Source organism: Oceanospirillum maris DSM 6286 (assembly GCF_000422865.1).
Taxonomy (GTDB): domain Bacteria; phylum Pseudomonadota; class Gammaproteobacteria; order Pseudomonadales; family Halomonadaceae; genus Oceanospirillum; species Oceanospirillum maris.
Genome location: NZ_AUGW01000024.1, coordinates 1 through 12,231 on the forward strand (window position 1 = coordinate 1; position 12,231 = coordinate 12,231).

Annotated in this window: 10 protein-coding genes; 7 read left to right on the forward strand and 3 right to left on the reverse strand. The window is 44.9% G+C overall.

The annotated features are described in order from the left end of the window. Together G517_RS0110170 and G517_RS0110175 are read left to right on the forward strand one after the other, a co-directional pair. Positions 1–384 (forward strand): Fic/DOC family protein (locus G517_RS0110170; RefSeq protein ID WP_028304327.1); only part of this gene is annotated, 384 nt, incomplete at its 5' end. A 293-nt stretch (positions 385–677) separates the two neighbouring features. Further along, positions 678–1,244, forward strand: a complete 567-nt coding sequence (locus tag G517_RS0110175; RefSeq protein ID WP_028304328.1) for a hypothetical protein — start codon at positions 678–680, stop codon at positions 1,242–1,244. Between the two features lie 144 nt (positions 1,245–1,388). On the opposite strand, the gene G517_RS0110180 is transcribed toward G517_RS0110175, so the two are convergent. Further along, a complete protein-coding gene (locus tag G517_RS0110180; protein ID WP_028304329.1) occupies positions 1,389–1,766 on the reverse strand; it encodes a hypothetical protein in 378 nt (125 codons plus the stop codon). Between the two features lie 501 nt (positions 1,767–2,267). Then, positions 2,268–3,167: a LysR family transcriptional regulator gene (locus tag G517_RS0110185; RefSeq protein WP_028304330.1), complete on the reverse strand. Its 900-nt coding sequence runs from the start codon at positions 3,165–3,167 to the stop codon at positions 2,268–2,270. Positions 3,168–3,360: 193 nt separating this feature from the next. Between G517_RS0110185 and G517_RS0110190 the strand changes: the two genes are divergently transcribed. Next, positions 3,361–3,756, forward strand: coding sequence for a YybH family protein (locus tag G517_RS0110190; protein WP_028304331.1), 396 nt, complete (start codon positions 3,361–3,363; stop codon positions 3,754–3,756). 92 nt (positions 3,757–3,848) lie between these two features. Here G517_RS0110190 and G517_RS0110195 read toward each other — a convergent pair whose 3' ends face one another. Beyond that, positions 3,849–5,780, reverse strand: a complete 1,932-nt coding sequence (locus G517_RS0110195; RefSeq protein WP_036591160.1) for a PhoX family protein — start codon at positions 5,778–5,780, stop codon at positions 3,849–3,851. Between the two features lie 558 nt (positions 5,781–6,338). On the opposite strand from G517_RS0110195, the gene G517_RS0110200 reads away from it, so the two are divergent. The 4 genes from G517_RS0110200 (at position 6,339) to G517_RS0110215 (ending at position 12,211) form a co-directional block, all read left to right on the forward strand. Continuing rightward, on the forward strand, positions 6,339–8,279 hold the full coding sequence (locus G517_RS0110200) for a sensor histidine kinase (RefSeq protein WP_028304333.1): 1,941 nt from the start codon (positions 6,339–6,341) through the stop codon (positions 8,277–8,279). Between the two features lie 69 nt (positions 8,280–8,348). Beyond that, complete coding sequence (locus G517_RS0110205) at positions 8,349–8,969, forward strand: response regulator transcription factor (protein ID WP_028304334.1); 621 nt, start codon at positions 8,349–8,351, stop codon at positions 8,967–8,969. Positions 8,970–8,973: 4 nt separating this feature from the next. Beyond that, on the forward strand, positions 8,974–10,164 hold the full coding sequence (locus G517_RS0110210) for an ABC transporter substrate-binding protein (protein WP_084632158.1): 1,191 nt from the start codon (positions 8,974–8,976) through the stop codon (positions 10,162–10,164). A 106-nt stretch (positions 10,165–10,270) separates the two neighbouring features. Continuing rightward, a complete protein-coding gene (locus G517_RS0110215) occupies positions 10,271–12,211 on the forward strand; it encodes a hypothetical protein (protein ID WP_028304336.1) in 1,941 nt (646 codons plus the stop codon). The last annotated feature ends 20 nt before the right edge of the window (positions 12,212–12,231 follow it).

Below are 12,231 nucleotides of genomic sequence, written 5' to 3' on the forward strand. Positions count from 1 at the left end.
TCAGATTTATACGAGTGGTCAGGAAAACTCAGAGAAGTTGATATTACGAAAGGGCATACTAGATTTTGTAATGTTTCATTTATCGAAAATGAAGCTTATAAGTTATTAAATAAGTTGTCACAAGATAACTATTTGGTGGGTCTAGAATACAGCGAGTTTATTACAAAGCTATCAGAATATTATTGTGATCTAAATATGATTCACCCTTTTAGGGAAGGTAATGGTCGTGCTCAGCGTATTTTTTTTGAGCACTTAGTTATTAATGCTGGATTTGAAATATCTTTCGATGCTGTAAGTGTTGACGATTGGATTGAGGCAAATATATTAGGTGTCCATTGTGATTTTTCAAAAATGAAAGCTGTTCTTAATATCTGTGTATCCTAGAAAGCTAACAAAGTCGTCAACGCGGACAAAAAACTTGTTGGCTGTTACGCTTCGCTACACATTTTAACCCGCTGTTTTAGTCCGATTAGTGCGGCTTCAGGCTGTAGAAAAACCTAACAGGTTCTGGTTGTTGAGAATTTATCACGCGCCTACGTTGATTTAAGATTATTTGGCGATGAAAACTGCCCTAGAATTCACGTAGAAGCGTCATTTTTAGTACAAAAAATGATCAATTTTTGAGTCTGAGGTTTTTCTACAGCCTCGTTAGGCACAAGCATTATTCGGGAGATAAGGTGGAAGCTAAACTTGAAGCGGTGAATGAGAGGGCAGTTGAACTGATTGCACTTGCTCAAGATTTGTTTGGTCCAATGTCCTCGGAGTGGACGTACGATGGTGTTGCATTCTACGACCATCAGCCGCACCTAAATTACTCGCCAGACACGGGAACAGTACAAATCTGGCTAAGTCTTCGAGCCCTTGATGATGAGTTTCAGCGTGATTTCCAGCTAGCTCATGAAGTCTGCCACCTTCTTTATCCATCAGTAGCGTTGGATCATCCGGTAGAACCAAAGGCAAATGTCGTTAACGAGGGTATTTCCACGTACTTTTCGGTTATTGCAGTTAACTTATACCATGGGGAGGACGCAGCAGAAGTTGCTCTACAAAGTCTTCAGTCGTTCTATCCACGATACTATTTTGCTTTTCTTCAAGTTTCGTCTCTTCTCAAAAAGGATCGTGACGCGGTGAAGAAGATAAGAAGTGTTCAGCCAATGGTTAATGATCTCACCTTTGATGATTTACGTGCTTGTGGTTTGTCGCTGACCGATAAGGAAATTGAGTCACTGATCGAACCTTTTTGAGAGGGTTGTTTGTTATTCTCAAGTTACTTCGCATGGGCTGGTAATGAAATGCGGGACACCCATAATTTAGCCAAACCAAAACTGGCTTGTCTCATCTCATGGGATTGTTCACCGAAATAATTAATGGGTGTTCCCGATACGTAATTAGGTTCTTTCAAGAACGAGTTCGCCCTCGACTTCTGTGCCATCTGGCAAGGTCACTTTACCTTTTGCCTTTATGCGGTAGTTTTTATATATCGCCCAGATCAATACAACACCAAGGCCTAAGGCGATAATTGCTAGAGCGAGACTTCCTCCTGTAAGAGCTGTAATAGCAGCGGCTCCCCAGCCCAGTGGGTTCCAGCTATTTGTCAAAGCAAGCGCCGATCCCCCGAGAACAGCTGTTAGCGCTGCTTTTGATGCTGTATTAACGGTTTGTACATGATCAGCAAGCTCCTGATTTTTAATCACTATATAGTCTGCTTCATTATCAAGAGCTCTTTCGAGCTGCTTTTTTGTTCTTACTATTTCTACATTTGCCATATAAATTCCCTCTTTTTTGATCTTTATATTTTAGCCTACTTTGTGTGTGGCTAATTTTAGGATGCGAGCTGTTAGCTGATCCAAGATAAGGCGGACACTTGAACTTGGACTGATGGGTGGCGTTCAAGTCCAAAGGAAAGCTGGGACACCCATAATTTAACCCTTCCAAAATCATCGAGTCTAAGCGAGATGTTTTGGCGGGCGATGGATAGCGCAACTTACAAAGCAAGTTTTCTTATCCTATTCTTATTGGGCTTCAAGATTGCTTGAGTCATTAGACTGTTTGGAGTATGAAAACCACACACAATAGACACATTATATCCTCCGTTTCTTGTCTGAGCTTATGGCTACGCGTTGTAAGCAATCCTAACCGTAAGACGGGAAAAACGAATCAGTTAGCCGCCCGTTTTGGCTAGGGCGACTAATGCCGTCGGGCATGGCCGCCTAGTCGTAGGAACCTCCCACTAGAGTCAGCTTATCTGATTTAGTGGAGGGAGGATGTCAACTAAGCCGCTTAGCTATAGCCTCTATCGCCATTTTTACGCCAATAGGTACCGCAGCTTGATAAGAGTGCAATGCATAGACATTGACCTTATCGAGTTGATGATCAGGAAATAGCTCCGCTAACGTCTGGCTATGCTTGGCAAAGATAAAGTCTGGAATTATACCAACACCAAACCCTTGCTCTAACATACTCAAACAGGTGGATAGGGTATTAGCCTTATGATGGTTTTTAAAATTAAGCTCAAAGGCTGGCGTGCCATTTTTATCACTGTGACTGTCTTTACGGCTAAAGCTGTGATGAATCGACTTTTCTTGCCAGTGATTAGCGACGTATCTGGTATTACCTACTTTTAATGCTTCAATATCACTCTGGCAGGCTTTAGCTGTTTGCAGTGAGCCACAAAGCACATCTCTAAAATCACCAATACGCTTTTGTTTCAGATTACTTATTTTTGATTCGCCAACCCGTATCGCAATATCAATACCTTCTTGCATCAAGTCTAATTGCCCATCATGACTAATCAGCTCTAATTCGACCTCGGGATAGGCATAAAACACATCGTGCAGAGCGGGTAATACCAGGTGCTCCATTAATGCATGCGGAGCGGTTATCTTGATTAGCCCTTTAGGCGTAAGTTGTAATTGCTGGGCGTCTTGCCAAGCTTGTTCTGCGAGTTCATGCAGGGTGCAACACTGTTGATAGAAATGTTCACCTGCAGGTGTCAGGCTTTGTTTACGTGTGGTGCGTTTAAGCAAAGTGACCGCAAGCTCTGTTTCCAGTTGCTTAAGATGCTGACTGATAACCGACTTCGAGACGTCGAGTTTTTCCGCTGCACGGGTTATCGAACCGAGTTTAACGACGTACATAAATACCGTCATTTGTTTAAGTTTACTCATTATTTATGCTTACCTGGTATCGTCTCGCGTAGATTGCTGCTGGTCGTCGGTTATGACTATTGTTCTGTTTATCTTAACAGTGTTTTCTGATTGGTCTGTTTTTGTTTGTTAGTGATGGCGCTAAAGTGCAGCCATACACCTAGACAGCCGTCACAGCGTTATAAATTAGCCAGACACTTATCGGAGAAAGACAATGACACAAGAACAAACTCTATTAGCCTGTAAAGCCGGTATCGCAGCATGGCAGGCGGCCTTTAACAATCAAGATGCAGCCGGTTGCGCAGCGCAATATGAAGAAGATAGCGTCATGCACGCCCGTCCATTTGGCACATTCATTGGTCGTGAAGCGATCCAAACATTTTGGCAAGGTATCATTGATCAAGGTTTTAGCGATGTCGATTACACCGATATTGAATGGGTAACAATGAACGATGATAGCTGTGTATTAACCGATGATAGCTGTGTATTAACTGCTAAATGGACAATGAACAAAGCCTTCGGCGTCGTTCATCATGAACAATGGCGTATTCAAGCAGACGGCAGTGCACTGTTAGCTGCAGATGATTTTGAAGTGAAAGGCGAACGCTAAATTTATGGATGTCCCAAATAATCTATCCGTTTGAACTGAAATGAGCCTCAGTGTTGAGGCTCAATGGTTTTTATGGCGTTGAAAATATAAGCCTAGCTGCCCACTATGCCGCCGTCTTTTTTCGTAATCACCATGAGTGACGGTCTTGGGGGCATATCCGGTTTGAAATCAGGCCAGCGGGTAACGGGGTCGCTAAAGGTTGATTCCCTTGCAAAGGGCGGGTAATCTTTTGCGCCATCGGAGCCTGGGTGCTGTACTGAGACAAATAGGGTTTTATCATCGGGGGTGAAAGCAGGGCTGGCCATCTCCGCACCCACGGGCACGCGGAAAAACATACGCGCCGCGCCGCGTTTTTTACCGTGCGTTTCCACCGCCCAGATACCATCCGTAGAGCCGGTTTTACCCCAATCGTCCCCTTGATCGGTTGTTACCCATAACCGCCCCCGTCCATCTACCGCAAAGTTATCTGGGGCGATAAACCAATTATCATCGGCTTTACCCTCTTTAGGCGTGCTGGCATGTAGCATGATGTCCCAGCTGTAATGCTCTGAGGCATGATCGCCCAACGGTGGGGTAAGCTGTAATATCTGTCCCTCTTGAGGTGTTTTATCGCTATCAGGGCTGTCGCCTAGCAGCATCAGATAGACGGTATTGGTTTTAGGGTTAACGGTTACATCTTCTGGCCGGTTAAGGGGGGTCGCCCCAAGAGTATCAGCGGCTAGTCTGGCATCAATCACAACGTCTGCTTGGCTATCAAAGCCATTGTTCTTGGTTAAAGGGCCGTAACCGTAACGTAAAGGTAGCCAGTTAAGTGTGCTGCCCTCTTCAAAACGAGCCACATAAAGGGTGCCTTCATCCAGTAAGTCAAAGTTCGCTCGACGGCTGTGGGGGTCGTAACGTCCGTGGGTGACAAACTTATACAGATACTCGCCTGCCTGATCATCTGCGGAATAAACCACCACGCGGCCATCATCATTGACGACAACGGCGGCACCTTCATGCTTAAAGCGCCCTAGGGCGGTACGCTTAATGGGGCGGGCGTGGGGGTCGTAGGGGTCAAGCTCTACAATCCAGCCAAAGCGATTGATTTCGTTGGGTTCTTGCTCAATATCAAAACGGGCGTGATGTTTACCCCAGTCAAACCATTTGCCGGGTATGCCGTAGCGCTTCAGCTTCTCTTTTTCGGGATGATGTTTCTTTTTACCGCAAAAGTAACCGTTAAAATTCTCTTCTGCGGTTAACAGGGTTCCCCAGGGGGTCATGCCGCCTGCACAGTTATTGAGTGTGCCAATGACATGGCGACCCTTGGGGTCATACTCTGTTTTTAGTCGCTCATGTCCTGCTGCGGGGCCGGAAAGATCCAGTACATCTTTGAGGGGACTAATTCTTCGGTTGTAAGGGCTAAAACGGACACACTGCCAACGTCCTTTGCGATCTTTTTCAATTTCGATAACACTTAAACCGTGGGCGGCCATCTCAATTTCGCACAGTTGGCGCTCGTGTTCTTGTTTATTCTTTGCAGACTTCCCCAGTTTTTTAGCATCTGTATCATTTTTAGCCCCCGCTTCTTTTGGCTGCTCAGGAAACATCAGTTTGCGAGTGGTGTATTCATGATTAACGGCCAGCAAACCACGGTCGGGGTTATAAGAGCCACGGGGCAGAGGGAAAAAACCGACAAAATCATTGTTGTAGCCAAACTGGCGCGCTTGGGCCTGAGGTGTTTGTCCCATTGGATCAAATTCTGGCGCATCGCCGGTAACAGGATCACCCCAACGAATCAGAATATCCGCACGATAACCTTCTGCTACGTGGTGGGTGCTATCCACACCATAGGGTAAGCTTGAGAAAGAGAAGTCCTGCGTATCATCGGCTTTTTTCTTGGGCTTTTTTTTCTTAGCGGTAACAAGTTCTGCGTTTAAGGCCGTTGTTTCTGCTGAACATAGGGGTATTAACTGGCTAAGGTCGGGCTGTTTTTCTGGGCTGATACGCATATCTTCATCAGCATCCCACTGCTTGGTTATCATCGCAATTGTCCTTATAGAAGATTTAGGCAAGTCGTACAAAATCTCTAGGCTCTATGCTGCGGGTGCGAAGTGACAATTACGTTAAATGCGATGAAGAAGATGTTCGGAATATAGAGAGAGGAATATGGATTCGGAAGTAAAAGATAAAAATGGGGACATCCGCTTTCCCCTAAGAGCAACAGCCTTTCGGCCTGCATTCACACCGTTATCGCTATAAAGTACTCGTTAAGAGACTTTTGGCTTTGCTGGAGAATTCGAGCAAACGCGATGAATTTGATTGGAACCTTGATAGCTTATCTCTTCAGTAACAAAAAGCGGCTGTATTAGCGGTATCCATTATGGCGGTCGCATCACTGGATCATACGTCCCATCCGTAGATTTCTTGCCTTTGGAGTCTTGGGGATCCCTTTTGATACGATGTCTCGATAAAGGATAGTTTGAACTAAAAATAATCGGAGCAATACTCGGTTCACTACTGTTTTGTTTCAGGGTTTTCCCTAGGGTATTATCTTTCGCTGACAGGTATACTAAATTGAATCTGCAGACGGGATACCTCTAATGGCTTCAAAAAAATTATTTTCTCTTTCAAATCAATTGATTCGCCTTGTTATCCTGCCTCTGCTTGTTGCTGTTGTCTTACTTTCATCGATTCAAATCTATCTGTTTTACCAGTCAAGCTTAGCGTCATCGCGTCAACAACTGGACCATCGAATTGACCAGATACTTCCGCTATTATCTAAGGCTATGTACGATGCGGATTTAGAAACCATCAACCTGATTGGTGATAGCCTTTTCCAAGACAGTAATGTTAATTACATGATGGTCTCTGACCAATTCTCCCGGATCTACCTGCGCAGTCGAGATAACAATAATGGTATACGACTTGACCCTATCGTTATTAGCAAGCCTTTGAGTTACACCAATAATCGCGGCCAGCGCCTGCTGTTGGGTAATCTTAATATTCGCTTTAATCACCAAGGTTTTTTAACCAGCTTAGCTCATACAGGGCTGATTGTTATTGCCTTAGGCATTTTGAAATTTATGTTGCCTTTGTTTGCACTTATTTTCTTTCTTAATCGCAAAGTACAACAACGCTTAAATTTCTTGATTGCCGAAATATCCCGCTCTCGCCCTGATGGACTGTCTCCTGTGTGCCAGAAGAAGAATGACCCCAAGGAGATTCAAGAATTAATCAATGCGTACAATCAATTACAAGAGAATAACCACCGCTACCTTACGCGTCAGCAGGAAGCTCACTCTAAGTTGATAGAGCGCACGCAAGAGGTAGCAGAAGGCCGAGAGTCTGCTCGCCAGTTAACCAGCATGTTGCAAAATAGCCAGAAGCGCTATCGGGCCTTGTTCCACCGAAATGTGGATGCGCTTTTAATTGTGGAAAGTTTTCGTCTGGAAGATGAAGAGCGTTACCGCATTATTGATGCGAATCAGGCGGCTATTGATATTTTGGCTCAACCTTTAGAGCAGCTGATCAAACAAGACTTTGAAGTTATGTTTGGTGCTAAACCTTTAGAGCATGGTTACTACCCGTTAGATAAGGCATCACTGCCGCGTAGCTTGCAGCAGTCAAATATTCAAATAGAGTTGCATTTTAATATGATGCTTTATGAGAAGCAGGGGTTGTATTACGTTACCCTACGGGATGTGAGTGATAAAATTCGAGCTGAGAAATTAGAAATTGAAGCCAGTGAATTAATGAATTTTCGTCAAAACCAAATGGCTATTGCAGAAATGGCAACCACCATCGCCCATGAGGTCAACCAGCCCTTAGCCGCGATTCAAAACTATGCTTTCTCAGCCATTAATTTTAGCCAAGCTGATGATTTCAATGGCAAGAAGCTGCACGAAAGCTTAGAGAAACTGATACTTCAAGCCGATATCGCCTCTGATATTGTGCAGCAAGCTAGGGGGCAGCTGGGACGTAATGATTATCCCCAACAAAAACTCGACCTTGTTGAAGCAGTACAAAAGAGCCTAGATCTTAGTCAGCTACGGGCTCAAAAGAGCGATATTAGCCTGAATTTTGATTATGAGCTGCCTAAAGCGCCCGTTATTGCCAATGAAGTTCAGATCAAGCAATTAATGATCAACTTGATATCTAACGCCATAGAAGAGTTGTCAGAGCTGACCGACCACCGTGGAAGAATCGATATTTATATCAGTGAAAAAAGTCATTACTTTGAGATTAGCGTGCGGGATAACGGTTTAGGTATTGAGAATATTCCTCAGGTTTTTACCACCCATTACAGCACCAAAGAAAATGGCTTAGGTATGGGGCTTGCTATTTGTCGAAGTATTATTGAGATGCACCACGGCACGATCCTCGCCCGTAATTTAGATAATGGTGGGGCAGAGTTTATCGTCCGGCTGCCTAGTAATATTGATCAAGGCCAGCCGCTCGACCAAGACCAGCAAGACCCGTCGCTCGACCAAAACCAACTGATAGCAGAACCCATCAAGCGCCGTAAAAATCCAGATGAATGATGAATAGCGATATCAATATTGATAGACAATGTGACTCAATAGAGAACGATTTATGTAGGGAGAAAAACATTGCCAAATTTTCCACAAAAAATTCATATCATTGATGATACCGAGTCGGTGGCCGCCTCACTAAAAATGCTTTTAGAATCGCACGGCTACAGCACAACATCTCATTCATCGGGGGAAGACTTTATTGAGGCGATGCATAATAGAGACTCGGAGCCTAGCTGTATTCTCCTAGATGTTCGTATGCAAGGTATGAGTGGTATCGAGCTGTTTCAACAGCTGAGTTCTTTGAAAGTTATCGCCCCTGTTATTTTTATTACCGGCCATGCAACCGTGCCGATGGCTGTGCGTGCGATTCAACTGGGTGCTTTTGATTTTCTTGAGAAACCGATCGACCACCATCAACTGGTGTTTAAAGTAGAGGCGGCACTTAAACAGTACCGTAAAACTAAGAGTGCCCTAGAAATTGAACAGCAGAGCCATCAAGCCTTAGAATCCTTAACTAAACGAGAATGCCAGATTCTAGAGCTCTTGGTCACAGGTTTGCCTAATAAAGATATTGGCCGAGAGCTTAATATCACCGTGAAAACCGTTGAGTACCACCGCAGCAATATTATGCGTAAAACTCAGGTTAACTCATTGGCTGAATTGGTTCGCCTTCATCTATCACAACAGCAGCGTTAACAACATGCTTCGTACATTTCCCTCTGTTATTTTGCAGATAAGGCCGCCCTTAAGGCTAGCTGTTTTCCTGCGCTTTTTTGTGGGTGCGCTGCTTTTTGTCTCCTATGGATTGAGCGCACCGCCAGCACTAGGTGATGAGCGGTCTTTAATGGTGGCCACAACCCCACCCCTTGAACTCAATGGTATTAATCGACCGCTGCATGTTGTACTGATGATTAATGAGCCACTCAATGACTTTTGGCGACTGTCTAAACAGGCGGCGCAGCAAGCGGCAAAAGAACTGAACATTGTGTTAAACGTTATTGAGCTTAACAATAACCCGCTCTATCCTATTCGAGCCCTATCTGCCTTAGTAAATTCGAGTCAAAAACCTGATGCGGTTCTTTTTTCAAATATGAAGAATACGGGGAAAGCGGTTCTTGATCTTTTGGAAAAACACCATATCCATAGCATCATTTATGACAACGGTTTTTCACCTAAAGAGGGTATTGGACAGCCGGGGGAGCGATATAATTATTGGCTCGGCCAGATTACCGTGAATAATTATAATGCTAGCCAGCGCCTTACCTATGAGTTAATCGAAAAAGCCTTAGATCTGTATCCTGATCAGCAGCCTATTTCCATGATCGCGCTGGATGGTGATGCTATCTCTCAAACTAATGCTCAACGGTTACTGGGGATGTTTGATGCATTAGTTGATCAATCGGGGCGAGTCGATCTTAAGCAGATTTTTAATACCCGCTACAATCCCAAGCATGCGTACAATGCTTTATTAATCGCCAAACAGCGCTATCCTGAATTACGCCTTATTTGGGCTGCTAATGATGATATGGCCCTGGCTGCCATTGAGGCGGCCAAATCCATTGGTTTAGAACCCGGTAAAGATATTTTGATTATCGGCTTTGACCTAACGCCCAAGGCGCAAGCTGGCATAAAACAAGGTGAGCTATTTAATAGCTACGGCGGGCATTATTTGGCAGCCTCTTGGGCTTTGGTTTACCTTAAAGATGTGATGGAAGGTGTAACACCACGCTATCGAACACTGCATATTCCTCTTTTTTCCGGTTTAGGTGAACTTAAAGATAGAGATCAACAGCTACAGCGTGATTTCCGTTTTTCTGAGCTGATGTTTAAAAGTTTCTCTAAAGCCCCTAATCAAACTCATTATCGGTTTGAATCACCAAACTTACCCTGATTTTCCCTTGAATACACCAAAGGGATTGCAGATGAACCCTAGGGTTTGCGTTCCATGATTATGCCCCTTAGACTGTGGTTTTTGCGGTAAAAACGGAATAGAAATCATGGGTTTGTTCAGTCGTAACAGTACAGATAGCGCAACAACCAGAGTCTCTATTCAGCGGGAAGGTTTTACCCATATCCGCCAGATTAGCGAAGCGGTCACCACGATGCCTTGGGGGTTATCTTTACTGTCTCTGGCATGGACCGCAGGCCCGGTTACACTGATTGCCGCCCAGCTAAGCTATATTTTGGGTTACAACAAAGCACCGACCCAAGAAAACCTGATGTTCTTTATTATCTATACCGTTATCACAGGTGTTGCCGGTATTGTCGCACAGGTGGTTTATCGCCTAACCCGCGTACCTAAAATTGAAGAGCAGCAACGCCGTGTATCCCTTGTTTTAGAGCAATTACCAGAGTTACGTTGGCAAGTGCTAGATCTGCACACACACCACCATGACCCCGAACAGCGCCAACGTTATGTGGCAAAGCTGTTGCTACAAAAAGCGGACCTTGACCCCGAGTCATTAAAGCAGGCGATATTTGACCTGACTCATAATAAAACCTTTGCGCGCCTGATTAGCCAGATTGAGATCTATCGACAAGTTGGCATGGATCGCCGTATTAATGACTTGGTTGAAAACCAGCGCTTTCTTATCCGCCATGTTCTTATTCAGCTTGAAAATGTCGAGCCTGATGCCCTGCCCATTATTCGTACCCGTTTACAGGGGGATAGCCCCGATCAAAAAGTGGGAATGCCTCGCCAAGAAAACTTTATTGAACGTATTTTTGCGGCGATAGAGGAAGAGAATGACCTTTTAATGTCCGACGAAGACGTTGAAGAGATGATCGTTCTGGCCTTTGAGCTAATCTGTGGCCGAAAAATCCCGATGCTAACCTTCACCTACAAAGGCCGCTGGGAGCTGGCAACAGCCCTTGACCGAATGGAGCGTAACCGTAGTGAATACCGCATCGCCCAAGCCACCGGTTTGAGTCGTATTCGAGCCTTGGCAAGCTTTATCAATCAGCAAAATATTTTACAGCGTACCGATGAAGAGGAAGATGCTGAACACCTCCAGATCAACCAATCGGCGGATTCTCTGGTAGAAAGTGCTGAAGCTTATATGGATGAGTGTGCGGCTAGCCTATCGGAGTATTGCCTTAGAACCCGTCGCAAGCGCGATAAAGCTGATAAAGACTGGATTCGCGAACAGGCCAAACAGCTGGCGGATGCCCTTAATCTGTGGAAAGAGATTCGACGTGCCTACGAGCGAATTGGTCGTATGCATGTACAGTTACTAAAGGCTTCTGACCGCTGGGAGAAATTTGTTGATACCTTTTCCGTTAGTGACTCTAAACTCCAAATCGGTAGCGGACACCGTGGTTTAACCGTCACTGAAAAATCTGTCTATCTTGATGAAGAGGCGATTAGTGAAGTTTGTACTCGTCTTTTTGATTTTCTTACTAAGCACAAGCTAACACCGGAAGATCAAAACTTAGCTCGAAATAAAGCATTGCGGGGTCGTGTGGAGCGTAACTTGCTGCCAGAAGACCATATCACGCCGGAGATTGCTAAACAGTTCGCCATCGAAATAGCCCTAGCCCTTGAGCCTCATATCTTTTTAAGTCGCCCAGAAATTCAGCGGGCGATTTACAGCACCAATGCTATTTATATGAACGATATCGAACCGGGTATGAGCGCCGCAACCAAGGCCTCAATGGGTAGCGCCATGGCGAAGGAGAAGCGCCATGATTTGTCCGTTGCCGCAGAACGGTTGGCTTTAGCCTTGGTTAAGCACTATCAGGTAGAGTTAGGCGATGATGCGATCACCTTTCTGCGTGATAACTACCACGCCCGTGAAACACGCTTAAATATGTTGAACCAGTTTGCCAAGCCCCGTGAACGAAAAGTCAGCTATCTGAACTTACGCCCGCCAGTGGTCGTTGCCCCTAAAAGGGATTGGTATAAAGCCTTAATCGCCGCACGACGATTTATGGCTTAGGGTCATGCCTGAAGCCTGTT